Genomic DNA, 26,797 nt, shown 5'->3' with positions numbered 1-26,797 from the left:
TCTCCCTCCTTTTCTTTTAGTATACAAAGGACGCCCCATCTCATAAAAGAGAAAGGGCGTCGTTTTCGTTAAAAGACAAGATGTGCGATGCCGACGATGATCGGAAGGGTGATGAAGGTACGTAACAAGAAAATCAAGACGAGGTCGAGGAATGAGATTGGTAGTTTCGAACCGAGCAACAAGCCCCCGACTTCTGACATATAGATGAGCTGGGTAACCGACAACGTAGCGATGACAAACCGTGTCAACTCACTCTCGATGCCGCTTCCGAGAACGGCCGGCAAGAACATGTCGGCGAAACCGACGACCATCGTTTGAGCGGCTTCCGATGCCTCAGGCACTTGAAGGAGCATCAAAATCGGTTCGAACGGCTTTCCGAGGATAGTGAAGAACGGCGTATATTCTGCGATGATGACCGCAATCGTCCCGACTGCCATGACGACAGGGAGGACGCCGATCCACATATCGAGCACGTTCTTGAAGCCGTCTTTGAGCGTCTCTAGGAAACTTTTACTCGAACGTGACTTTTGTAACGCCTGAATTAACGCCCACTTACCGAGTGACACGTTCGCGGGTACTTCTTCTTCCGGTTTGAGCTCGGTCTTCTCATAAGCCGTGTCTGCCTTTTTAGATAATGGATAAATCCGTGGCATGATGAGAGCGGCGACTAGTCCGGATAAAACGATGGCCCCGTAGTAAGGCAAGAAGTATTGGTCGAGTTCGACATACTGTAAGACGACGATGGTGAAGGTGATGGAGACGACGGAGAATGTCGTCGCAATGATCGACGCTTCCCGTTTCGTGTAATAACCTTCCTCATACTGTTTGGTCGTCAGTAGAATTCCGATCGTCGCATCCCCGACCCATGAGGCGAGCGAGTCAAGTGAGGCGCGCCCTGGCAAGCGGAAGAGCGGACGCATGATCTTCATCAAGAACGTCCCGACGAACTCGAGAAGTCCGAAGTTCAATAGGAGCGGTAACAACATACCGGCAAAGAAGAATGTCGCAAATAAGATTGGAATCAAATCAAAGAGCAATAAGCCCCCTGTAAATTCTGACGTGATCATCTCTGGTCCGAGTGTGAGTAGCGTCATGACCCCGGCGATGAAACCGATCACGCGCATGACGAACCAAAACGGTGTCACGCTAAACAGTGCGTTGATGGATGGTCGCTCCATCATAAAAGCAGGACGTGCCGTAAAGAGTAATAATGAGCCGACAATCGAAATCCCCATCATGATGACGGCGAGTGTCGGGACGAAATCCCCAATCCAGTCAATCAGCAGATTGGATAAGAAGGCGACTGGAATCGTGAAACCTTCCTCTGATGAGATTGGTACGATGAAAAACATGATCCCGATGAGTGATGGAATCAAGAACTTAAAGAAGTCTCGACTCGAAAAAGAAGGTTTCTTTCCGTCTGGTGTTGATGAACCATTCATGATGCATTCCCCATTTCCCCGAAGTGTTTGTGCTGTCTATGTATCCCCATTACACATCCAGCCGTTATTGAAACGTATTTCTTTCTTAGTATAGAAAATATGACCAGGTGCTATCAACAACATGCGGAAATTTTCTGAAAAATACAAGGTTAAACACTAGGCAAAACATTCGTATTCCATCAAACCATTTAGTATGATGACGGCGAGTCCAACAAATTCAAGATATTTAGAAACTTCATTATAGAGATAGGAGAATGCATGATGAGATTGAGTGTGTTAGACCAGGCGCCGGTCACGTCGGGTCATACAGGAGAACATGCGCTTAATAGCGCGGTCGAGCTCGCACAAGTCGCAGAAGAGTTAGGATATTACCGTATGTGGATGGCGGAGCATCATGGTGGCATGTCGTTTGCCAGCTCGGCTCCAGAGGTCATCACGGCTTATCTGGCAGCGAAGACGAACAAGATTCGTCTCGGGTCCGGCGGCATCATGATGATGCACTACTCGCCACTCAAGATGGCAGAGGTATTCAAGACGCTCAGCGCGCTCGCTCCAGGACGGATCGACTTTGGTGTCGGACGTGCGCCAGGCGGTGATGCGAACGCGATCTATGCGATGTCACAAGGGCAGAAGCCGATGATGGATGGACTTTACGAGAAGCTCGATACGACGCTTCAATTGATTAAAGATGAGGCACCTGAAGAGAGATGGTATAAGAACACGCCAGCAGCACCTACAGGCGTTACGCTTCCAGAAGCGTGGTTACTCGGTTCGAGTGGGAACAGCGCCGTGCAGGCCGGACGGATGGGGCTCGGCTATTCGTTTGCCCAGTTCTTTAACGGACAATTGAGTGCCGATACGCTCGACACATACCGTCACCATTTCACGCCGTCTGATTTTATGGAGAAACCGGACATCAGCGTCACGTATTTGGTCACGACGGCAGAGACGGAAGAAGAGGCGGAATATTTGGCCCGACCTTCTGATCTGTCGCGTCTCTTCTTGATGCGTGGTCAATTGAGACAGCTGTTGAGTCCGGAAGCGGCCCACGACTATCCGCTCACGGAGGTCGATAAAATCCATATCGCCAACAATCGAGCCATTCACCTCGTAGGAACGCCGAAACAAATTGCGGAACAGTTACGGGATGAATCGGAACGTTACGGTTTCGATGAGGCGATGATTTGTAGCATCCAGCATAAGCAGGAAGATCGCCTGAACGTCTATCGTCTCTTGGCGAATGAATTGCTTTAACCTGAAGAGCACCTTCTCAAGTATGAGAGGGTGTTTTTTTATAAGAGAAAAACGTTTCCCCATTTTTTCAAAGGTTTTCTCCATAGTTTGAGCGAAACCAACTACACTATAAGAAAAAGGAACGGGTGGAGGGATACGATGCAACGGATGAAAGGCGACCCATATTATCTATTCGAGCTGTTCACACGCTTGTATCGAATGGTATTTCTAATGGAAGTGACAGAGGCAGGCTATCGTTACGTAAATGTGAGCGAACAGGGGAAGGTGGCCTCTTCGCTTCCAAGTGATGTAGAAGGGCGGTATTTACATGAGATGTATCGCTCGGAAGTGGTCGAGGAATTGATTGAACATTATGATGCGGTCGTTGAGACAGGGGAGCCGGTCTACTTCATGTCGCAAATGAACATCGACTCCAATACGGCCCGATTCGCTTCTTCTATGCTTGTACCGATTGAAGATGAGGATGGACTCGTTCGTTATGTACTCGGTTTGACAACTGATTTATCCGAGGAGGCGGAGATCAAGTTGTTAAAGAGTATCGAGCATATGGACTATTTGACCGGTATGCCGAATCTGATGAAAGTCAAATTGGAGCTCGACCAATTGTTCGAGCAACATGATATGGAAGAGACGAGCGTCATGCGCCTTCACATCAACCGTTTCAAGATGATGATGTCGCTTCAAGGGGTGGAGCGCTCGAATCAGTTGATTAAAGACATCACACGTCAATTGGCGAATACGCTTCCGAAAGGTTCGATTATCGGTCGAGTAGACGGTGAAGACTTTATCGCGGTGTTACCTCATACTCCAATCCGGTTGGCATACATGTACGCCGAGCATTTGCTTGACGTGATTGCAGATCATTCGTATCAAGTGGCGGAGGCCGAATTCCCGTTATCGAGTTGTATCGGGATTGGTGCCGGTACAGCGGATGCCGACCGTGTCATCATGAACGCCTCCACGGCTCTGTTGGAAGCGCGTCAGACGGGAAATCAAACGATTCGTTTATATGAACATGATGAGTACGTGCAGCGTTACATCGATGAGATGATGATCGAAACGGAACTGGTCAAAGCGTTGAAGCTAGATGAGTTATACATGGTGTATCAACCGAAAGTGTCGATGGACGGTGCGATTCATTTTGAGGCGCTCATTCGCTGGGAGAGTCCTGTTCTCGGATTCGTTTCACCTGAAACGTTCATTCGTGTGGCTGAACAGTCACTCTTGATCGAAGACGTGACACGATTCGTCATGAATCGGGTATGTCAGGATGTGTCGTCACAACCTGAGCAGTTTGAAGGGCGCCGCGTGGCTGTGAATGTCTCACCGAATTTATTTCATGAACACCATATGAATGAACTGGTTGCGATCATTGCATCGTACGGTCTTGTGCCAGAACAATTTGAGTTTGAGGTGACCGAGCACACGTTGATGCATGAACCGGTAGCGGCGATCAAAACGGTCGAATCGCTCAAACAACAAGGATTTCGACTGTTGATTGATGACTTTGGGGTCAGTTATTCCTCGTTGAATTATTTGAAGTTGTTCGAGATTGATGGAATCAAGATCGACCGGTCGTTCGTCGCGCAACTCGATCAGGAGAGCGGCATGAAAGAGTATGAAATCGTCAAACTGATTGTCTCGTTGGCTAAAAAGCTAGAGTTAGAGGTGACGGCTGAAGGTGTGGAGACGGAAGAACAATATCGGATCTTACGTCAGCTCGGCTGCGATGAGATTCAAGGGTATTTCTTCAGTCGTCCGATGCCGCTCGCGGAGTTAGAAGAGGCGCTCGGAATCTTGTATTCCCATCAGATGATGTTATCGAAGATGGAGCAGCCTGCGCAGTTGTTGCATCCTTCTCTAGATGAGCGTGAATTACAACGACTCAAAGCGATATTACGATTGGAAATTTTAAATACGCCACAAGAGGAACGATTTGACCGGATCTCCCGATTGGTCGCACAAACCTTTCAGATGCCAATCGCATTCATTTCGATCATGACGACAGACCAACAGTGGTTCAAATCGTGTGTCGGTATCGAGCTTGAATCCGCTCACCTCAAACGGGAATGGACGTTATGTAATCGGGTTGTCACATCAGAGTCTCCGCTGGTGATTGAAGATGTTGCGGCAGCAGCGATTGAAAGTGACAGTCCTTGGATTGACCGAATCGGATTTTATGCAGGTGTACCGTTACGGACGAAGCAAGGTCACGTCATCGGCACACTTTGCGTAGTGGATGGGCAGGCGAGAACGTTCTCAGAAGAAAACTTGAAGGCGCTCGAATCGTTTACGCATTGGGTCATGACAGAGATCGAGCACACGGAAGTCTCGAGAAGACAAATCACTCGACAACAATCAATCGAAGCATTGTATGAAGCGACGGCATTGCGTGTACCGTTCCAAGATCAATTGGCCCGGGTTCAAGAAATTTTATTGGAATGGGTCGGTTACTCCCACGGGGTCATCTTCTCGATTGAACCTTCGCATCGTCTTCTAGTAGAGCATGGGGTCTCTCGTTTGACTTGGGGGGAAGAAGAACTGCATTCCCTACATCAACTGACAACGGTCGGCGCGCAAACGCTTCAGGAAGGTGATCTGATTGTAGATGGTATCGAATTCACGAGGTTTGTCAGTTTTCCTTTGACGCATGAGCATCAAGTGTTTGGCTGGGTCGTTCTTCTCGCGGAGCAAGGCAACTTGAATGATCATCTTGATGAGGAAATGTTGCAAGAGTTGACTGGGACGGTACGGTTGCTTGCACGATGGATGGAGAATGGGATTCGAAAGGAACGGAAACAACGCGAGATGATTCGAATCGCAAAACAAGATCAACTGACAAAACTGTACAATCGTTATACGCTCACGACCGATTTATACAAAAAGATGCACCGGACGCCATCGATTACAGTGACACTGGTCAACCTAGACGATTTTAAAAGAATCAACGATCAGTACGGGCACATGATAGGGGATGAAGTGTTAATTGAAATCGCACAACGATTAAATGAATTCGTCCAGCATGTTGGTGGTCAAGTGTACCGTTTTTCAGACGATGAATTCATGTTGGTGCAAACGGGTCCACTGAGTGGGATTGAACAGGTCAATGAAGTTATTTCCCAGGGAATAGACGCATCGAATGGTGAAGTCATTCATCTTACGGCAAGTGTTGGCGTCACCCTAGTCAAGTCGACCGACACCGTCGATTCGATTCTTCAACAAGCAGATGCCGCGATGTATATTGCAAAGAACAATGGAGGAGACCAGTGGTTCCAATATGGTGGATACTCAGATGACAAGGGGATTTAAGTATGGGGAGATTATGGCTGATTGAAGGGTTACCGGGAAGCGGGAAATCTACGTTTGCCGAGATGCTACAAGATAAACGTAATGGTAAATTTTATTCGGAAGTGGATGCGTCACACCCGGTAGATGTGCATGATGTCTATTGGGTCGAGGAGAAACCGTCAACTGGTCGCATTCTCGATGAAATCGAGGGCGGATGGCTCGTCCGTTATGATGATGGCGAAGAACGTGTCGGAACGGACGTCTACGAGCTACATTTCGCCCTTCACGCACGAATCATGTGCGAACGATGGCGACGGTATGTTCAAAAGGTAGAGGGGGAAGAACAGGACGTCATCTTTGAATGTGCGTTGCTCCAAAATCCTTTTACGATTGGGATGGTTGCGCAAGATGTTCCGTTAGGAGATATGGAAGCATACGTTCAAGAGGTCGCAGACATCCTGAAACCGATTGATCCGATGGTCGTTTATTTGGTGTTGAATGACGTGGCACGCATTTTTCCAATCGTATATGATGAACGACCGATGGAATGGCAAGGTGGCTTTGTCGAGTATTATACGAGCGGTGCCTATGGTGTGAACCATAGGCGTGATGGGGTAGCCGGGACGATTGAGATTTTAGTGGAACGTCAGCGTCGTGAACTCGAACTACTGGAACGACTCCCGCTTCACCACGTTCAGATTCAAAACGATGAGCGACGTTCATTCGAAGAATTAACGAATATATTGGAAGAGGAGTCTGTTCGTTCATGCAAACCTTGATTAAACATTCGGATCGTTTTTGGTATATGACACCGGTCGACCGCACAGACCGACCGATTCTCGGTGCGGTTGTCGGCGATACGCATACCCTACTCATTGACGCGGGTAATTCCGTGTCGCACGCATCATTCTTTTTAGAACAGCTAAAGAATCAAGGCCTCCGCGCGCCTTCGATGGTCGCATTGACGCATTGGCATTGGGACCATATCTTTGGTTTACCTGCGCTTGCAGGGATGGTTTCTATTGCGAGTGAGGCAACAAAACAAGGGATGGAGAAACTCATTCCGTATGCTTGGGATGATGCTTCTCTCGATGAACGGGTGGCGCAAGGGATTGAAATCGAGTTTTGTGCCCAGGCGATCCGAGAAGAGTATGGAGATACGCGTGATATCAAAATCGTGTTGCCCACGCTGACGTTTCAAGAGTCGCTGATGCTCGATCTCGGTGGCGTTCACGTCGTGTTACAGCATGTCGGAGGAGACCATGCGAAAGATGCTGTTGTCCTGTATGTCGTAGAAGAGCGGGTTCTATTTTTAGGGGATGCGTTATACGCAGACATCTATTCTCCAACATGGCGAATGACTCCGGAAGAAACCCTTCGGTTGTTGGATCTATTGGAGGCGTTTGATGCCCAACAGATTGTCTGGTCACACGGTGAGATGGTGAGTCGTGAAGCGTTCGCAGAAGATTGTCTGGCATTAAGACGAATCGCCACCATTTCGCGTGATTTCCCGGGAAATGGTGATAAAATCACTCGATCATACGCTTCGCTCGTCAATCGTGAGATCAACGAGGAAGAGGAAGAATTGATTTCATTTTTTGTGAACGGGACGGTGGAAAGATGACATACACTATAACGCGGATTCACGAGGAAGACGAGACGTTCCAACAGTTTTTAACGACTCAATTACGTGAGTATAACAACGTTCGTTCGATTCCCCATCGTGACATTCGTGAGGCGCACGTACCGGCCATTCAGTTGAAAGTGGAGCAAGAAGGACGGGTAATCGCCGGCTTATATGGGAGTGTGTATTGGGGATGGTTCGATTTGGATCGCCTTTGGGTCGATGCAGACTTTCATGGTCAGGGCATCGGTAGCCAATTACTTGGAGAAGGGGAGGCGTTAGCGAAGTCGCTTGGTGCGACGCGTGTGAAGCTGACGACGTTCTCGTTTCAAGCAAAACCATTTTATGAGCGATTTGGCTATACAGTCGCAGGTATGCTACCGGACTACCCACCGGGATCGGATTATTACATGATGATGAAGGAACTATAAAAGGCGACACGAGGTCGCCTTTTTAATATACTTTATCCCCGTTGAAGATTGAGTTTTTCACCATGACATAGTCTACGGTGCGCAATGCCTCGAGACTGTCGCCACCCGCGTAAGAAATCGCCGACTGGAGGTCTTGCTCCATCTCGGTCAATGTATCTTGCAATGCCCCTTTGTGTTCGACAAACATCTTTTTCCCCTCGACGTTCTTTCGCTCTCCTTTTTGGAACTCGGAAGCTGAACCGAAATACTCTTTCAGTTGTTTCCCGTCTTGCTCGAACGTTTCCCCCGGTGATTCATCGTGTCCAGCGAACAATGAACCAATCATGACCATCGAAGCGCCGAAACGAATCGATTTCGCAATGTCCCCGTGTGTACGGATACCCCCATCCGCGATAATCGGCTTCGTCGCTGCTTTGGCACACCAGCGAAGTGCAGCCAATTGCCAGCCCCCGGTACCAAACCCTGTCTTGATTTTCGTGATACACACCTTACCAGGACCGATTCCGACCTTCGTCGCATCCGCTCCGGCATGCTCTAATTCGCGAACGGCCTCTGGTGTCCCGACGTTCCCCGCGATGACGAATGATCCAGGGAGATGGTGTTTGATATGCTGAATCATTCGGATGACCGCATTCGAATGACCGTGAGCGATATCGATTGTAATAAATTCTGGCGTATGACCGGTCGATTTGAGCATTTCGATAAACCCATACTCTTCTTCCTTCACGCCGACACTGATGGATGCATACAAACCACGCTCATGCATATCTTGGATAAACGCCAGGCGCGTCTCTGGATTGAAGCGATGCATGATGTAAAAATATCCGTTCTTGGCCAGCACCAATGCGACCTTTTCATCGATAATCGTCTGCATGTTAGCCGGAACGACCGGTAAGCGGAACGTGAAGCCACCAAGCTCGACGGTCGGGTCACATTCCGAACGACTGTCGACAATACATTTTGCAGGAATTAATTGAATATCTTCGTAATCAAATACTTTATCCATATATCGCACCCCTATTCACGAACATTAATGTATTGAACAATAAAAAAACTTCGTCCATTCGGTAATATAACGTGAATGGAGTTTAAAGTCAAAGGATAACTCAATCAATTTATCTTAAAAATGAATAAAATTAAATAAATTGATGTTTAATGTTCGGTTTTAGGTTTATATTCGATGTTTCACGTGAAAAAAGGACCACTTATCGGTGGTCCTTTGCGAGTGCATATTGATTTCGTCCACCTGCTTTGGCTTCATAGAGAGCGAGGTCGGCACGTTTTAATAACTGCTTAGTCGATAGTCCTTTGACATATCGCGCACCACCGACACTTGACGTCGTAATGAACGTATGTTGGTCGATTTCCCATGGGCGCTGTAGTGCTTGAATGATTTTCTCTGCAACCCGATGTAGGGCACAGGGATCGTTGAAGCGAATGAGAACGGCAAACTCATCACCTCCAAGTCTGGCAATCATATCTTGTTTGCGAAGCACGGATGTCAATCGACGAGCGAGTTGTCGCAAGAGTTCATCGCCCACATCATGACCGAACGTATCGTTGATTTGTTTGAATCGGTCAACATCAAGAGCGAGGACGGCCAATTCACCTTGCTCGAATTCGGTTCGATTGATTGCCTCCTCGATGTAAGCAAGAAAGAAACGACGGTTCGGTAAATCGGTCAGCGTGTCATGATACGCCAAATGTTTCAGCTGTTTCTCGAGCGCCTTTCGCTGCATGATCTCTCGGCTGACCGTCAAGTAGTGAAGGAGGTGTCCGGATTCATCATAGATGGCCTGAATTTTCGTTTCGAGCCAAATCCAGCGCTGATCAGCATGAAAATGACGGAACTCAAGGGTCAAGGACACGTCTTGTTCCTTCATTTCTTTCAACTGTCCTCTGACGATGTGGATGTCGTCCGGATGGATATAGTCGAGTGTATTCTTTCCTTCGTAATACCCGACCGCGAAGCCGAGCACGGTACGGTGAGAAGGGGACGCATAACGAACGGTACCGTCCCGCTCTAGTATGCAGACGAGGTCACTCATGTTTTCTGTGATCAATCGATATTGTAACTCACTCTGTCTTAACGCTTGTTCCATTTCACGTTTTTCTGTGACATCACGCAAAATCGTAAGGACGGCCGTTTCACCCTCGTAGTCGATGAGGAGACTGCTAATATCCATCTGAAGATGGTCGCCACTTGGTGTCACGATGACCATCTCTGTATCTTGAACAGGACCGCCGAGTTCAAGAGAGGCGATTCGTTTTCTGGCAGACTGATGGTATTCCTCCGCGATAAAGGAAAAAATCGATTCATTCTCAAGATAGGTTTCCTCGATTGTGGCGAGTGCCATCGCGTTCGCATATAAAATCTGTCCTTCCTGATGCACAATGATGCCTTCCGGAATGGTTTCAATCAACTGACGGTAACGACGTTCGCTTTCGACCGTGGCACGCTCGGCGTTCTTCTCTGGCGTCAAATCAATGATGATCGCAAACAGGCCGGTGATGTTACCGCCGACCTCGATTGGAATGTTGAGGACGGTTAAGTCGAGTCGTTCCCCGGATTGATGTTCAGCATAAATGGAATACTTGTGTGGAATCCCAGACAGCGTGAATTGTAACCCTTTCCTGACTCGAGACCGCTCACTCTCGGGAAGCCAATGTAGGAACGGATGACGAAGCATATCTTGTTCCGTATGACCGGTGATGACCGTGACGGCCGGGTTGACGGATTTGATGTTCAAATGATGGTCGAGTACAAAGATGCCATGAGGAGAATACCGTCGTAGCGACTCGTGATGATCTTTTAAGATCGACAATTCGAGTTCGCGACGCTTCCGTTCCGTCACTTCACGTACGACAGAGACGATATGTGTACAGATTCCGTCATCATTAAAAATCGGCGTCACTTCTGACTCGAAATAATGAAGGGGGAGCGTCAATACATCATCCGCCTCGACCGTATCCGTATAAAAGGAGTCGGCCAGACGGTAATCTTCATAGACGACACTCTTTTTTGTACGAATCGCTTCATCGTAATACTGCGTAATAAGTGTAGCGGTCTCGGTCGGGACCAACTCATCGATGGTCTTGCCGACATCCGCATCCGACCAATTGATGGCCCGTTTCCCAGGCTCATTTACGAAGACATAGCGATATGCTGAACCATCGACTTCCATAAAGAACACATAGTCTGAAATTTTATCGAACGTCCGTAGTAAAATCGATGCGTTGGATTGAAGTGTTTGGTCAGCTTTCATCTCGTCTCCCTCATTTCGTTCATTCTATTTTTTACACGTCATTTTTATCTTACCGCATCATTCGACCAAATGTGTGAACTTTCAAAAAAAGACGGGATGTACGTACATCCCGTCAAGCAGCTTCGTTTAATTGTTTTTGTTCGTTTCGTCCGCTCATCACATAATACAAGAAAATGGTAAACAGTACGACGCCAGAAAGAATCAAGTAAAGTGTCGAGAATCCAGTCAATGGAATCAATAATCCAATGAAGTATGGGCCGAATCCTAGACCAGCATCGAGTGCGATAAAGAAGGTCGACGTGGCCATCCCCATTCGATGAGGGGGAGAGGCCTTGACGGCGATTGCCTGAGTGCCAGATTGGATATTCCCGAAACCTAATCCAATCAACGCCCCTGCGAGTAAAAGCATCAAACCACTAGTTGCCTGGCTAAGCACAAAAAGTCCGACGGCAAAGGTTGCGATTGCTGGATACATGACGACGTTCGCCCCACGCGCATCCATCAACTTCCCTGTAACCGGGCGCGATAATAGAACGGCGACTGAATAGACAAGGAAAAAGATACTTGCCGCCTCAATCAAGTCGAGTTCACTCGCATAAAAGTTGATATAGGATAAGACACTCGAATAATTTAATGCAGCCACACCGATAATCAGAGCAATCGGTAACGCTTTTGGCTCAACGAACGATTTCAAAGAGAAACCGCGAACGACTTCTGGCGCATCGACTTCCGGTACGTTGACGAAGAACGTACTCGCCAAGCTGACGACCCCGATCACGAAACAGAGAGCGAAAATCACAGTAAAGCTTGTATGTTGGCTAAGAAGTAATCCGACGAATGGCCCGATGGCTGTCGCCAGAGTAGAACTCATACTATAATACCCGATTCCTTCACCTTTTCGTGTCGCAGGAATAACTTGCGCGACGATGGTTCCCGTTGCCGTACTCGATAATCCCATCCCGAGTCCATGTACGAATCGAGTGAATAGTAAGAAACCGACGCCCCAATGGACGAAGTAAAGTAGAATAGTGGCGGTGAAAAAGACAAGTCCGATATAAAGCGTCTTCTTCCGACCGATCGAGTCGATCAGTCGACCGATGAATAGGCGCCCGGTCAGCGTTCCGATGATGAAAATACCAGTGACGAGTCCTGCCTGACTTGTTGTCGCCCCGTACGACTCGACAGCATGCACTCCGATGGTCACCATCAATAAGAAGAAGATGAGCGTCAGGAAAAAGTTGATGAGCGAGATGATCAAGAAGTCTCTCGTCCATAGTTTTTGAATAGGTTGTTGCATCGAACACGACGCCTCCTTTTCTCTTCAAATTCGAATAGTTAATAAACATAACTAAATGAGTATACCAAATCGGAGGGAGAATTGTCCGAGATGACGCACTAAACGAATCGAATTCGTCAGAATCAAAAACACTCGACCCAAAATATGAGTCGAGTGAAGTCATCAAGCGCGATCCCAAAAACGGGCAGTCGCAATTCCATCGATGAACGCATCAAATCCATTGAGATTGTGCTCATCAAACATGAAGACGCCAGGCTGGTCGGTCTTCACGCGGCACGTGGCGAGTGCCTCTTTATGGTGTACGTGTAGAGCGAGCGGTTTATAGTGCTTATACGTGTTCTCGATAAATTCGAGTACGTCATCTTCGACCGAGGTTGCGGCACTCACTAAGAACGCGGCATCGAAGAGGCTCGAGTCGACCGTGTCGTATGTCTCTTTCACTTTCAAGTCACCAAGCATATATGCTTTCTTGCCGACGAGGCTATAGTTGACGTTGTGGTCGGCGAGCGTCTGCACCCACTGTTTCACCTGATTCGCATCCACGTCACCGGCAAGAAGAAGGGCGACGCTCTTCGTATCAGGCTTTTTGATCGTGTTCGCCATCGAGAGGGCAGGGGACGTCTTATCTGATTGGACCTCATTGTTCTCGTCTGGCACAGTTACCCCTAAGTTGTCGGCGACGACTTCAGCGAGATGACGATCGATGCGGTTCAATAAATCGACGGCGTTCTCTTTCACCATGTCGGACTCACATTTTCCGAGCTCAAAACTGCAAGCATCTTGGATATGTTGTTTCTCGACATCGGTCATGCTGTTATAGAAGAGCTTCGCTTGTGAATAGAAATCAAGGAAGCTGTCACTACGTCCCCGAATCTTATGTCCATCGATTTTCTCTTGATAGTGCTCAAACCCACCTTGGTCGGCTGGTACAGGTTCCGGCTGGTTATGGTTGAGCGCATTTTTGTGGTAGCTCGTCTGACCTTTGTGGACAGCCATCTGATGCATCCCGTCCCGCTGGTTGTTGTGGAACGGACAAACGGGCTTGTTGATTGGAATCTGGTGGAAGTTTGGTCCGCCGAGACGCGAAAGCTGCGTGTCCGTATACGAGAAGAGACGACCTTGCAAGAGCGGATCGTTCGAGAAGTCGATTCCTGGGACGAGATGACCCGGATGGAAGGCGACTTGTTCGGTTTCCGCAAAGAAGTTGTCGACGTTTCGGTTGAGTGTCATCTTCCCGACGAGTTTCACTGGAATCTCTTCTTCCGGCCACAGTTTGGTCGGGTCTAAAATGTCGAAGTCATATTTGAACTCGTCTTCTTCCGGGATCAGCTGCAGGCCGAGCTCCCACTCGGGGTAGTCACCTTTATTGATTGCTTCATAGAGGTCGACGCGGTGGAAGTCAGCGTTTTTCCCGACTGCTTTTTGGGCTTCGTCCCATACTTGTGAATGAACCCCGAGCTTTGGTTTCCAATGAAACTTGACGAAATGAGCCTTTCCTTCCGCATTCACGAGACGGAACGTATGCACCCCGAACCCTTCCATCATGCGTAGACTACGTGGAATTCCGCGGTCACTCATCGCCCACATGACCATATGGGCCGTTTCATGGTTTTGTCCGACGAAATCCCAGAACGTATCGTGCGCGCTTCCCCCTTGCGGCACTTCCGTATGTGGTTCAGGCTTCACGGCATGGACGAGGTCGGGGAACTTGATGGCATCTTGAATAAAGAAGACCGGGATGTTGTTTCCGACTAAATCGTAGTTCCCTTCGTCTGTGTAGAACTTCGTCGCAAAACCACGAACGTCACGGACCGTATCGGCGGATCCGCGTGAGCCTTGAACGGTCGAGAAACGGACAAATACGGGTGTCGTTTTCGAAGGGTCGTTCAAGAAGTCCGCTTTTGTGATTTCGGCGAGCGGTTCATACACCTGGAACTCTCCATGTGCTCCTACGCCGCGCGCATGGACGATTCGCTCTGGAATCCGCTCGTGGTCGAAGTGGGTCATCTTCTCACGGAAATGGAAGTCCTCGATCAATGTCGGACCACGACGTCCTGCTTTCAGCGAGAATTCGTCTTCTGCCATCTTCAGACCTTGGTTCGTCGTCAAGCCAGCTTGTTGTTCGTTATCAATCGTATGTTGTTTTAACTGCTCTTCTTTCTTGTTCCCCATGTGATTGCCTCCCTTAAGTATGACTGACCGTCGTAAGTCACCGTTTGACCTACTGTATCGGTGTTCCCTAACGCCACTAAAAAAAATCCCTCTTTTTCAAAAAAGAGAGATTTCACACAAACATTTATAATGCGGCCCACACATGCTGTTTCAATACGATTTGTTGCACCACTTTAGGGTCGAGTTCGTACTCTGTGGAAATGACGCGTGTCACTTTCGCATTCACGTCGGGGTCGTGAGGATTCTGCTTTGTATATTGGTCTTGCCATGATCTCCAAATTTGAATCTCTGCATCGGTCAATTTGCTCGTCCATTCTTTTTCCCGCAGTTGCCAACCGAACGTCATGTCGTCGGTTTGGCCGGGTTCCACCCAGTCCGCAAGCGCATAGTCGCCTTCCGGAGCGAATACGGCTTCACCGAGTGGAGGATCCGTCCCGACATAGGCAGCATCATCATAAAAACGTAATAAGGCGGCCTGGAACTGATCAGACTGTCGGACGTCATCGATGATATCATGACTGATCGATTGTAATTCATCGGTACTTGGTTCGTTATGCACCACGATATCATACTCATATCGAATGACACCGTCTTCTTCAATGGGTGTACGTTCTTCAATCGTATATATTTCCTTGGAAATAGAAGTGTGTTCAGACTTCAATTGCGTTGTAGGGGACGATTCCTGTGGCCAAAACCAAATGACACAGCCAAGCGGGACAAGGAATACGGCGAGACGACGTAATCGGTATACCCCTTTTGATTTTCTCTTTTTCTTCAATTCAAAAGCACTCCTTCAATTATGTAACACCCCCATTGTGCCGGGGGTTACGTTCGATCTAGACGAACGAGGTCCGCATCGGGATGCGACTGACCACGAACGAGGGCACTCAAAATATGAGAGCCGAGCATACTATACACCGTTCCATTTCCCCCATATCCGAGCAGATAAAACAAGTTCGGTCGATTCGGATGCTCCCCGATGAACGGGAGTTGGTCCACCGATTCGCCAAACAAGGCGACCCAGGCATAATCGACTTCTAAGTCATACATCGGGAACAGTTCGGCGATTTTTTCTTTCACCCGTTCCGCCCGGTCGTTCATGAGCGCCTCGTCGTGCGGTGTCTCTGCCTTGTCTTCGTCAAGCCCGCCTGCGATAATTCGTCCATCCGGGGTCGTGCGCAAATAGAGATACGGTCGTTTCGTCTCCCAAATGAGCGCTCGACCTTCCCATTCACTAAACTCGGCAATCGGATTCGTTGCGATGGCGTATGACCGATTCAAGTCGATTCGATGGGAATCGAGTAGGGGAGCAGGCCCATAACCTGTCGCAAAGATGACTTTCTTCGCCTTGAATGTCCCATTCGAGGTGAAGACGAGCCATCCGTCACCATCGGCCACGACCTCATCCACCGCCGTTTCTTCAAAAATTGGGACGTTCTGTTTTGATAAATGGCGGATGATTTGACGGCTGAGGGTGAGCGGGTTGACCTCGGCATCGCCTTTTGTGATAAGGGCCGCCGGTTTTTCGAATGGGAAACGTTCGCGTAATGACTCACGATCCAACCACTCTACGTCAAAACCGTGTTTAGACAGCATCTCATACTCACGTTTCAATTTGGCAACATCAGTCTCTTCACTCGCAAAACAAAGACTGTCCCGTCGAATATATATATCGGATGCATCGACATCTTTTGCCACCTGTTCGAGTGATTCGACCGCATCGAGACATAATTGATAGAAGCGTACCGCCGCATCTTCGCCGATTTTTTCTGCGAGTTCATGTAACATGATGTCATTTGAATATTGAATTAAACCCGTATTGGCCGATGTGCTGCCTGTCCCGACTTTTCGTCCATCAAGCACCGCGAAATCGACCCCATCCTGGTGTAGTGTATATGCCGTCAACGTTCCGGACATACCGGCTCCGATGACGAGTACGTCGTAATGCTCTTTTTTGTCAGGTCTCTCTAACACGACGTCCTCTGATTCGGTCGTTGGCCAATATAAGTCTCCGTTATACAATTCCATCGGTCTCACCCTCCATGATTCAGTATCTTCCTCTTTATCCCCGCTTCAATAGAAGTGAAACCAAAAAACCGCAGACGATGTGTCTACGGTTCAACATGTTTATTTCTTGATGATGATCGATGAAGGAGAAGCGCCTTTCGTATACGTGATGCGTTGGACGTTTTTTGCCCCGTGAATCTCGGCAAGGTTCTTCCCGTCAACAATCACTTCTTTCACCGTCGCACCTTTGAAGTCGATGATGGCACCGGCTTCTTTCGGTTTCACTTGAACGACGACGTTTTTCAATGGGTCTCCTGTCAATTCCGTGTATACGCCACGAACGAAGATTCCGTTTTTGAAGTTCGTGCCTTTTCCGATTGTCACGCCGATGTAATCTTCTTGAAGGACGAGGCGTGCCGCTGGATGATTTTCAACAGTATAGCGTGTCAATTCGACTTCTGGTTCTGGTGTGAAATCAATTTGCGCAAGGACCGGATCGTGGTCACTCGCACGACCTGACATCTCAGTGAAGTCCGAGTTGACGTGAATCATATCAATCTTTGTAGAAGCGGCCAAGCGGTTCGAGACGAGGATGTGATCGAGTACTTGAGAGTTCCCTTGATACACATACGAGTAACGGTCAACAGCAGGGACCTTCTCGACCATGTTCGTCATCAAGTCGCCTTTGAAGATTTGGAGCGCATCCGAGAACTCGAAATCATTGAAGTCTCCGAGTGCGACAACGTTCGCTTCCGGGTTCTTCATCTTCACGTCTGCCACGAAGTTGTGGACGACTTGTGCGATTTTCTTACGTTGCACTTCACTTCCGAGAACGACCGGTTGTTGTGAGCCGAAGAAACCAGTGTCGCCACCTTTTGAGTTCCAGTGGTTCGCAATCACGATGACGTTCTCGCCTTGGAAGTCGAATTGCGCCGCTAGCGGTTTACGCGAGCGATCGAATGCTTCGTTCGTCGGGTCGATGCGTCCTGGGTTATACGTCAACTTGCCGTCAGCGTATCCGACAGCTGTCGTCGCATCACCGGCAGGCATTCCTTCTGTCAACGATACGCGTTCCGGATCATATAAGAAGCCGACGCGGATGTTAGCATCTGGCGCCCCGCCGTCTTGATTGTTCTCCGGGTCGATGTTGACGTATTTATACGTCTTCCCACCGACAGCGACAATGTTATCGATTAAGCGTTGATAGCTCTGGTCAGCGGCAGAACCTGCCCCTTTGTCCTGTCCGTCGTTGTCTTGTACTTCTGTCACACCGATGATGTCAGGGCTGTTCAATTCGTTGACGAACGCTTTTGCCAATTTGAGTGCCTTTTCATCCGATGTTTCTTTGATGTTATTTGAGAAGTTCTCCAAGTTGTAAGAGGCAATCGTCAATTGATCTTCTTCTGCTTCGATGAACGTCTTCTCACGTTGTGCATCACCTTTGACGAAGGCCGCTTTCATATCTTCGAGTGAAGCTTGAATCTTATAGTTACCGAATGAGTAGCCGACGACACCGACGATCGGCCCGTTGAAACGGTCGCCTGTCGCGACATCGAAATCACGTGCTTCTGTATTTGGCTCGAGACGGAACTGAATACGTTCTGGGTTCGCGTCGTTCTTTTTCAATAAGACGCCGCCATTGTACGTCTCCGTTGGCGTATCTTCGAGAACAGTGACCAAGTCACCATATTCTTGCGGTCCGACCGACTTCAAATTGTTCGTTTGAACACGCATTCCTTCAAGGCTCTCCCAGAAGTCGATGGCATCCTTCTCCGGGTTGAAGACGGCGAGGTTATCGCTGTCGATAAACTCGGTCGGGAGGTTTGAAGCATCAATTGTGATCGGTGTCGGAAGGGTCACGCCGCTCGCGACGACTTCGACTTTTCCGTTACGCGTATCGATTTGTGTCATCTTCATATCTGTTTGTTGACGGTCGCTGTATCCTTCAATCGCATACTCGCTCACTTTTCCGTTCACTTTGACGAGGTCACCGACTTGAATACCCGCAATCGAACGTCCACCGTAAAGGACAATTCCTTCAGACGTACGTGCATCGTCATCAGCCTCAGCATCAGGTGTTTGAATGAAGTAATATGTTGTCCCGCTCGAAACGAACGTCGATGTGACGATTCCTTCTACGCCTTCAACCGTTTGTCCGTTCATCGGAGATGCATGGTTCGCTCCTTGGATGTCATGAATACGGATTTTATCTGTGATTTTATAAGAGAACGTGGAGACGGCGCTAAATGTGTCTCCTGTTTTCACGACCGTCTTCAACGTCGTCGAGTTTTCGATGTGGATTGGGTTTGCATATCGAATTCCGTTCTCTTTCGGGTCAGAGCCGTCGAGTGTATAAAAAATCTCGGCGTTCGCTGTCGTTGTCGAGAGCGTGACGTCTTGTGGTCCGACGAATGTCCCAGCACCTGGTTTTGCGACAGCCGGACGAAGAACGGACGTATCGATGACCGTGTCGGATGGGTCACGAGGGATGATCTGGTACGTATCGTCAAACTGTTGAACGATTCCTGTGATCGATGAATAGTTCACGTCCGTTTGCAAATCAAGGATGCCCCGTTCGTCACGAACGACGAACTCTTTTGTTCCGTCCGTCGCCGTCAAGTTCTGACCGCTACCTGTGAGCGTGACATTTTTGACGGTGACAAGTTCTGATTCAACGTCCTCGTTGATTTGTTCCCCTGTGACGACTTGGGCAGTCGGGAGCGTCGCTGCTTGTTTTGAAACAACGACAGCGCTGTTTAATTGAAGAAGTTCACGATACGTTCCGACGACCCCTGTGACGACGACCTCGTCCCCAACGTTGACGGCAAGAGACGTCGGACGGATGGAAAGACCACCTGTCGCATCCTGAATCGAAATCGTGTTCGCCAATTTAGCCGTAACGACTCCTTTGACTGTGACCGTTTCATTTTCTGCTTTTGTTCGTGCATCAGCAATTGAAATCGGTGTGATCGGTGCAGGAGGTTCCGTTGTACCGCCGTCTCCGTATTCGACACCTTGGAATGTATGTTTTCCGAGGTTATCGAATGTGTCTTGTGGTGTCGATGTCCATTCCAAAGCCGGGTCGAAAGCATCACTGCCATCACTGTCTCCCATTGTAATCGTGTCTTTACGAATGAGCGATTGGTCAGCAGTCGCAACGGTCGTTCCCCATTTCGTTCCTGGGTCGAATCCAAGTTGACCGAAGACATCAAGAACCGTGTCTCCTTTTTTCAAGATGATCGTGTCATCCCCGTTGAAGTTCGTCACGGCGCTCACCGTATTCGATTTTGCTTTCAATGCGTCCGATGCACTACCGTTCACAATGACATATGTAGCCCCTGGTGCGAGTGTGCCCGTCAAATTCAATGTGTTGCCGGCCGTCGTACCTCCGTTTGAATATAGTTCAATTTTGTAAGCGGAAAGGTCGATTGTCGCGTTCGTTCCGTTGAACAACTCAATTGCCTTGTTGTTGCTTGATCCTTCTACGTACTCCGAAATGAAAAGATCTGATGCGTTTAACGTCTCAGCGTGTACGTTTGCCGCAATCGGTGTCATACTGCTGACGATAAGTCCAGCTGATAAGGCGAGGCCAGTGACTGCCTTAAATGATTGTGTTGGTTTCCCCATGTGTAAGTCTCCCTTAGATGTAATGGTTTAATCCGATTTCCCCAACTCATGTCGTCATAAATAAGTGAATTTATATCCTCCTTTTTCAAAAAAACAACATGATAGCGCTTACATTACTTTTCTTGTGATGAATCCCTTGAAAAATTATTCGTGTATTGTCAAAAATGGCACGTTCATTTCCCAAGTTTTTTACTACATGTTAAACATAACCAAGCAGACGTCAGAACTCAATCCACTAAATACGAAGTTATGATTACATTTTGATTACAAGGTGAATGTGGTCGGAAGAACTTGACGGTTGTCTCGATAACTTTTACACTCTTCTAATACGAATTAATTGTATCGGTTAAGTGTGAATTAAAAGGAGGCACTAATGAAAGCAGTCAACTACCCAGTCATTCCTGGAGCAGGTGCGTTTTATTATGAAGGAAACGAAATTGGTATTTTGCTTTGCCACGGCTTTAACGGAACACCTCAGAGTGTACAAGACGTCGGAATTGAGCTGATGAAGCAAGGGTTTACGGTCTATGCTCCTCGCTTAAAGGGACATGGAACAGACCCAGAAGACTTTCGATGTTCAACGCATCGATGTTGGTATAAAAGTGTGATTGAAGGAATTGAGCGATTGCGTGAATCTTGTCAGACAATCATTGTCGTCGGTCAGTCAATGGGTGGAACGTTGGCACTCAAGACGGCACTTGAAGGGAAGGCGGATGCGGTTGTAACGATCAACGCTGCGTTATCGGTACCAGGATATGCGTGTCATGCGGCGGATACCGACTGTCGATTTATCGATGAAGACGCGCCTGACATCTTGGCAGAAGATGTATATGAGATTGTCTATGACCGTGTGCCGACTAGAGCGATTCGGGAATTGCTTTCACTGATTGACGAGGTGCGACCACACGTCGGAGCGGTTGATGTGCCGACGTATGTCATCCATTCTGCTGTCGACAACGTGGTGCCACCTTCCGACTCCATTTGGCTGTTTGATCAGTTACAAGGAACAAAAGAATACGCGGTGCTTCCGAACTCGTATCACGTCGCGACAATGGACCATGATTGGAAACATTTGTCGAAGCTGATCACGACCTTCTGTGAACAGGTTGGGGCGCGCCACCAAAATGCAGTGTAAAAACTGCATTTTTTGTGAACTGATTCTTTGCAAACGCTTGCACTAGTGCTATGGTAGATGTGAATCATACCTTATTGTAGGAGGCAAGGTGCCGTATGGAGACGTTGTTCAGCCAAACGAAACAAACAGAGATCAGTCGTGTATGGTGGAAAGAGGCCATCGCCTATCAAATTTATCCACGAAGTTTCAAAGATTCGAACGGGGATGGAATCGGTGATCTTCGCGGAATCATTGAAAAGCTCGATTACTTAGAAGACCTTGGAATTGATGTCATTTGGATTTGTCCGATGTACAAATCGCCAAACGATGATAACGGATATGATATTAGTGACTATCAAGACATTATGGATGAGTTTGGGACGATGGAGGATTTTGATGCCTTGCTAGAGGCAGTGCATGCACGGGGGATGAAGCTATTGCTCGACCTCGTCGTCAACCATACGTCGGACGAACATCCATGGTTCCTTGAATCGAAGAGCTCGAAAGACAATCCGAAACGAGATTGGTACATTTGGCGAGACGGGAAAGATGGGATGCCACCGAGCAACTGGGCGAGTATCTTTGGCGGGTCCGCTTGGGAATATGACGAACCGACCGACCAATATTACTTGCACGTCTTCTCGAAGAAACAACCCGATTTGAATTGGGAGGATCGTGACGTTCGAACGGCTGTCTATGACATGATCAACTGGTGGCTCGACAAAGGGGTCGACGGATTCCGTGTCGATGCAATCAGTCATATTAAAAAGATGCCGACGGAGACGATGCTCCCTTCTCCGGATGGAAAGCCGATCGTTACGGCCTTTTCGATGTATTCGAACATTGATGGAATTCATGAATATCTACAAGAGATGAAGCGAGAAACGTTCTCTAAATACGACATTATGACCGTTGGGGAGACGAACGGCATTGAACCAGAAGAAGCCGACCAATGGATGGGACCTGAGAATGGTGCGATGAACATGGCCTTTCATTTTGATCATGTCGATATCATGCGACGGTCACGTCTTGCACCGCTCGATGTCGTTGAGTTGAAGCGAATCTTCGATAAATGGCAACAAGGATTACGTGAGACAGGATGGAATGCCTTATACATTGAAAACCATGACATGGTGCGAGCTGTCTCGCTCGTCGGGGATGAGCATCATTATTGGCGTGAAAGTGCCACGGCGCTTGGGATGATGTACTTCTTCATGCACGGGACGCCATTTATTTACCAAGGACAAGAGATTGGGATGAAGAATGTGCCGCTCCCGTCCATTCATGACTATGATGATGTCGCGACAAAAAACGAGTACTTCGAACGAATCGCGAACGGGATGAGTGAAATCGACTCGATGCAACAAGTTTGGGGGACATCTCGTGATAACGTCCGGACACCAATCCAGTGGGATGCCTCACCATATGCCGGCTTCTCGACGACGACCCCATGGATGCCGATTCATGAAGAGTATGAGACGCTCAACGTCGAGGCGCAACAGAACGATCAACACTCCATCCTGTCGTTCTATAAGGAGATGATCCGTCTTCGTCGAGCTGAGGAGACGTTCACGTATGGTCGTTATCGCGACGTCTTGCCCGAGCATAAGCAAGCCTTCGTCTATGAACGTACGTTTGAGAATAACCGTTTCTTCGTGGTCGTCAACTTGACCGCCAATCCGGCAGAAGTGACCATTCCGGAAATTGCAGGTGCGACGCTTGTCATGACGAATGAGATTGACCCGGAAATGATTGATACGGAAACGTTCATGCTTCGACCATTCGCAGCACGGTTATATCGTTTATGATAGAGAGGTACCTTCTGAGGAGGGTACCTCTTTTGAATGAGAGGTGGGGTGTGGATGCATACGATTGAATTTTCGAATGGAAACGATACGATACAGATCGTGATTGTGAGTGCCGATCGCAAACATGTGACGTTAAAGGTTGGGGAAAACCGTATAGTGACATCCGTGACAGCATATCTCCGTTTCGGGGAAGCGTTCGCGGAGGCTTTTCATGCTCTTCAAGGAACAGCGACACTTTGCGATGTAGACGAAAACGAGATCATCGACATCTTCTTCTCACGTCGAGGAGTACGTATTGAGTTTCACGAGCCCATTTCGATGCAGACGTTGCAGACCGATCAAAGTTACATGACGGACCCGATGCGACAAATCGGCATTTGGAATAGGCTGTGACAAATGAGGGAAAAGAGCATATGATAGAGATTGACTAAATGGAAAGGGGTGTCGGGTATGGATGGAACAAAACGTGCTGACATTCGCCCAGGACTCCACGTCCAAATCGTTTTGAAACAAGATCAACGAAGCGGGAAGCTGACGAAAGGCGTCGTTCAAGATATATTGACGAACTCGCCACGTCATCCGCACGGAATCAAAGTGCGTTTGAGCGATGGACAGGTCGGTCGTGTGAAAGTGATCGAAGCTGGAGGTGAGTAAGATGAGCGAGAAAAAATTATCTTTTCAAGAAGCGATGAAACAAAAGCTGGCAGAGAAGAAGCAAAACCAAACAAAGGTTCCGACAGGTTTACACGGTACAAAACAGAAGCCGTTGACGAGCCAATTGACGAAAAAACCGAATAACCAGAAGAAACGTACTGGTATTTAAACGTGCAGCTACTCGAATAGAGTGGCTGTTTTTTTGAATATTCGTTTCATTATTATGAAATATAATCATGATTTAATATTTCTAAACATTTTTATGTAAGCGCTTTAAATGCTTATAAGTAAGGAGTCTAGCATATCTAATGTGAAAAAAGAGTGAAATTACCTATAAAAAAATTATTGCCAATTGTCAGAATCTTTGTATAATTCAGAACTAAGACATCATAAAAAATCTCAACTTCAGATTTACACAACAGGGAGGAACTTATTCATGGAAGCGATTCAAGGTTTGCTACAGGGAAGCGTCGACTTTTTGAACAACATCTTATGGTCGTACGTATTGATCGCCGCGCTCGTCGGAGCTGGGATCTACTTCACGATCAGAACACGATTTATGCAATTCCGTTACTTAAAAGAAATGTTCCGGACGATCACAGATAAATCGGACGTGACGCCAGCGAAAGATGGTAAGAGCATTTCTTCAATGAAATCATTCTTTATCGGTGCTGCAACTCGTATCGGTACCGGTAACCTTGCCGGGGTTACAGTAGCGGTTACGCTCGGTGGACCGGGAGCGGTCTTCTGGATGTGGATCGTCGCCCTTCTCGGTGGCGCAACAGCTATGATCGAAAGCACGCTCGCTCAAGTATACAAAGTGAAAGACGATGTCGCGTACCGCGGTGGTCCAGCGTACTACATCGAAAAAGGATTGAACAACCGTGCACTTGGAATCGTATTCGCGGTTCTCATCGCTGTTACATTTGGTCTCATCTTCAACTCCGTTCAATCGAACACGATCGCTGCAGCATTCGATAACGCATTTGGAATCGATGCAGCAATCGGTGGAGCTATCTTGGTCGTCCTTACTGGTCTTGTCATCTTTGGAGGGGTACAACGTGTCGCGAACTTCTCGGCAATCGTCGTACCAGTCATGGCTGTCTTGTACCTTGTAATCGCACTTTACGTTGTCGTTGTAAACTTCGCTGAACTTCCAGGCGTCTTCGCTATGATTTTCCAAAGCGCATTTGGTTTGAACGAAGCGGTTGGTGGTTCAATCGGTGCTGCGATTTCGATGGGTGTCCGTCGTGGACTCTTCTCGAACGAAGCAGGTATGGGTTCTGCACCAAACGCAGCAGCCGCTGCTGAAGTATCGCACCCTGCGAAACAAGGTTTCCTTCAAGCACTCGGTGTATTCTTAGATACGTTGATCGTATGTACAGCAACTGCAGCAATCATCCTTCTCTCGGACAGCTACGCTGCTGGGAATGGTGAAGGGATTGTCCTTCTTCAAAACGCATTGACTGAACAAATCGGGGCACTTGCTCCAGCCTTCATCGCTGTCAGCGTCTTCTTGTTCGCCTTCAGCTCGATTGCAGGAAGCTACTACTACGGTGAAACGAACATCGAATTCATCAAGAAGAGCAAAGGTGCAGTTCTCGGATTCCGTCTTGCGACAATGGCATTCGTCTTCATCGGAGCGGTTGCAAGCCTCGGATTCGTTTGGAGCCTCGCTGACCTCTTCATGGCAGGGATGACATTGATCAACATCGCGGCCATCACATTGCTCGGTGGCGTTGCCTTCAAAGTTCTTAAAGACTACGAGGAGCAACGTGCTCAAGGTCTCAACCCACGCTTCTCGGCTCGTAAACTCGGTATCGAGAACACAGAGTGCTGGGATGTGGAAGAAGACGAAGTGGCACAAGGTACTGTTCAAGCAGCCGCTGCCGACTCTTCAAAATCTTAATTTTTAAAACGAAACAAACAGGGACCCTGCTAATCGGGGTCCCTGTCTTTTTATGCGTGATGACGCATCGGTTTGACGGCTTGATCCGTCTCTGATTTGTTCAAATATAAGTAACTTCCGGCGACGAATAAGGCACCACCGACAATATTTCCGAGTGTGGCGAAGAACAAATTATAAAGGGCACCGCTGAAGGTGATGAGGTCCGACGGTACATAGTGGAGCGCGAGGGCGAAGACGCCCATGTTTGCAATCGAGTGCTCAAATCCGGCGGCAAAGAATACGACGACTGGAATCATCGTCAGCATGATCTTCGCGACGTCGTTGTTTGATTTTAATGGCATGAAGATGGCCAAACAAACGAGCACGTTACATAGGATTCCTTTTAAGAATATAGCGAGGGCATCCCCACCGATTTTTTTTGCGGCGACGACGGCAAGCAAGTGGTCACTCGTCACTTCACCCATACTGTGAGCACCGATGACGAGCAGGGACAGAATGACGGCACCAATCAGGTTACCGACCCAACTGAGTCCCCATATTTTGGCGAGGTCGAGCCAAGCGACACGTCCTCGTTTTGCACCGGTGTAGAGATACATCGTGTTACTCGTGAATAATTCTCCTCCCATCCAAACGATGAAGACGAGCGCGACTGAGAAACTGGCACCGGCGATGAGCATCGTACCAGGCGTGTCGATGAACATATTTCCGACAGTAAATGAAAAGACAACACCAATCCCAATCAAAAAACCGGCGATGATGGATCGCAACATATATTGCGGAAATGAATGCTGAAGCAGTGACGATTTCTTAAATGCGGCGTCTTCCATATAATCGATGACTGGTTTTTCCATGAAAAAGACCTCCTTAGACCCTTTCAGTCTAGGAGGTCGACGTCAAGTTTGCA

General features: G+C 48.2%; 20 protein-coding genes. 11 read left to right on the top strand and 9 right to left on the bottom strand.

Features of this window, described 5'->3' with window-relative positions; genetic code table 11:
* Positions 1-68: 68 nt before the first annotated feature.
* Positions 69-1,442, bottom strand: a complete 1,374-nt coding sequence (locus KNO94_RS07495; RefSeq protein ID WP_078146016.1) for a YjiH family protein — start codon at positions 1,440-1,442, stop codon at positions 69-71.
* Positions 1,443-1,703: 261 nt separating this feature from the next.
* On the opposite strand from KNO94_RS07495, the gene KNO94_RS07490 reads away from it, so the two are divergent.
* The 5 genes from KNO94_RS07490 (at position 1,704) to KNO94_RS07470 (ending at position 8,039) form a co-directional block, all read left to right on the top strand.
* Positions 1,704-2,696: an LLM class flavin-dependent oxidoreductase gene (locus tag KNO94_RS07490; RefSeq protein ID WP_214778607.1), complete on the top strand. Its 993-nt coding sequence runs from the start codon at positions 1,704-1,706 to the stop codon at positions 2,694-2,696.
* 138 nt (positions 2,697-2,834) lie between these two features.
* Positions 2,835-6,005 (top strand): EAL domain-containing protein, encoded by a 3,171-nt coding sequence (locus KNO94_RS07485; RefSeq protein ID WP_214778606.1) that lies wholly within the window; start codon positions 2,835-2,837, stop codon positions 6,003-6,005.
* A gap of 2 nt (positions 6,006-6,007) precedes the next feature.
* The gene (locus tag KNO94_RS07480; protein WP_214778605.1) at positions 6,008-6,763 is read left to right on the top strand and encodes a P-loop NTPase family protein; all 756 of its coding nucleotides are present in this window, start codon (positions 6,008-6,010) and stop codon (positions 6,761-6,763) included.
* Positions 6,751-7,608: an MBL fold metallo-hydrolase gene (locus tag KNO94_RS07475; protein WP_214778604.1), complete on the top strand. Its 858-nt coding sequence runs from the start codon at positions 6,751-6,753 to the stop codon at positions 7,606-7,608. Before KNO94_RS07480 ends, KNO94_RS07475 begins: the two co-directional genes overlap by 13 nt.
* Entirely contained in the window at positions 7,605-8,039 is a 435-nt protein-coding gene (locus KNO94_RS07470; RefSeq protein ID WP_214778603.1) for a GNAT family N-acetyltransferase, read from the top strand. Before KNO94_RS07475 ends, KNO94_RS07470 begins: the two co-directional genes overlap by 4 nt.
* Positions 8,040-8,061: 22 nt before the next feature.
* On the opposite strand, the gene guaC is transcribed toward KNO94_RS07470, so the two are convergent.
* The 7 genes from guaC to KNO94_RS07435 form a co-directional block, all read right to left on the bottom strand.
* A complete protein-coding gene (gene guaC, locus KNO94_RS07465; protein WP_214778601.1) occupies positions 8,062-9,045 on the bottom strand; it encodes a GMP reductase in 984 nt (327 codons plus the stop codon).
* 199 nt (positions 9,046-9,244) lie between these two features.
* Positions 9,245-11,305: a PAS domain S-box protein gene (locus KNO94_RS07460; RefSeq protein WP_214778599.1), complete on the bottom strand. Its 2,061-nt coding sequence runs from the start codon at positions 11,303-11,305 to the stop codon at positions 9,245-9,247.
* 112 nt (positions 11,306-11,417) lie between these two features.
* Positions 11,418-12,602 carry an MFS transporter gene (locus KNO94_RS07455; protein WP_214778597.1) on the bottom strand — a complete coding sequence of 395 codons (1,185 nt, stop codon included), beginning with the start codon at positions 12,600-12,602 and terminating at the stop codon, positions 11,418-11,420.
* Positions 12,603-12,764: 162 nt separating this feature from the next.
* A complete protein-coding gene (locus KNO94_RS07450; protein WP_214778595.1) occupies positions 12,765-14,774 on the bottom strand; it encodes a catalase in 2,010 nt (669 codons plus the stop codon).
* 124 nt (positions 14,775-14,898) lie between these two features.
* Positions 14,899-15,552: a hypothetical protein gene (locus KNO94_RS07445; RefSeq protein ID WP_214778594.1), complete on the bottom strand. Its 654-nt coding sequence runs from the start codon at positions 15,550-15,552 to the stop codon at positions 14,899-14,901.
* Between the two features lie 47 nt (positions 15,553-15,599).
* Complete coding sequence (locus tag KNO94_RS07440; protein WP_214778591.1) at positions 15,600-16,802, bottom strand: NAD(P)/FAD-dependent oxidoreductase; 1,203 nt, start codon at positions 16,800-16,802, stop codon at positions 15,600-15,602.
* A 99-nt stretch (positions 16,803-16,901) separates the two neighbouring features.
* The gene (locus KNO94_RS07435) at positions 16,902-20,408 is read right to left on the bottom strand and encodes a lamin tail domain-containing protein (RefSeq protein WP_214778589.1); all 3,507 of its coding nucleotides are present in this window, start codon (positions 20,406-20,408) and stop codon (positions 16,902-16,904) included.
* Positions 20,409-20,781: 373 nt separating this feature from the next.
* On the opposite strand from KNO94_RS07435, the gene KNO94_RS07430 reads away from it, so the two are divergent.
* The 6 genes from KNO94_RS07430 to KNO94_RS07405 all read left to right on the top strand — a co-directional run bounded on the left by KNO94_RS07430 (position 20,782) and on the right by KNO94_RS07405 (position 25,893).
* Positions 20,782-21,543, top strand: a complete 762-nt coding sequence (locus KNO94_RS07430) for an alpha/beta hydrolase (RefSeq protein ID WP_214778587.1) — start codon at positions 20,782-20,784, stop codon at positions 21,541-21,543.
* 131 nt (positions 21,544-21,674) lie between these two features.
* Entirely contained in the window at positions 21,675-23,330 is a 1,656-nt protein-coding gene (locus KNO94_RS07425) for a glycoside hydrolase family 13 protein (protein ID WP_214778747.1), read from the top strand.
* 54 nt (positions 23,331-23,384) lie between these two features.
* The gene (locus KNO94_RS07420) at positions 23,385-23,723 is read left to right on the top strand and encodes a hypothetical protein (protein ID WP_214778585.1); all 339 of its coding nucleotides are present in this window, start codon (positions 23,385-23,387) and stop codon (positions 23,721-23,723) included.
* A 57-nt stretch (positions 23,724-23,780) separates the two neighbouring features.
* Positions 23,781-23,984 (top strand): YwbE family protein, encoded by a 204-nt coding sequence (locus KNO94_RS07415; protein WP_015880320.1) that lies wholly within the window; start codon positions 23,781-23,783, stop codon positions 23,982-23,984.
* Position 23,985: 1 nt separating this feature from the next.
* Entirely contained in the window at positions 23,986-24,153 is a 168-nt protein-coding gene (locus KNO94_RS07410) for a hypothetical protein (RefSeq protein ID WP_015880321.1), read from the top strand.
* Positions 24,154-24,420: 267 nt separating this feature from the next.
* Entirely contained in the window at positions 24,421-25,893 is a 1,473-nt protein-coding gene (locus KNO94_RS07405) for an alanine/glycine:cation symporter family protein (RefSeq protein ID WP_214778583.1), read from the top strand.
* A 50-nt stretch (positions 25,894-25,943) separates the two neighbouring features.
* Here the strand turns inward: KNO94_RS07405 and KNO94_RS07400 are convergent, their stop codons facing one another.
* Positions 25,944-26,744, bottom strand: a complete 801-nt coding sequence (locus KNO94_RS07400; RefSeq protein WP_214778581.1) for a formate/nitrite transporter family protein — start codon at positions 26,742-26,744, stop codon at positions 25,944-25,946.
* Positions 26,745-26,797 lie beyond the last annotated feature (53 nt).

This window comes from Exiguobacterium sp. s22, from assembly GCF_018617455.1.
Lineage (GTDB): Bacteria > Bacillota > Bacilli > Exiguobacteriales > Exiguobacteriaceae > Exiguobacterium.
Note: the sequence above shows the minus strand (reverse complement) of the source record. Positions and strands in the feature narration are given on the sequence as shown.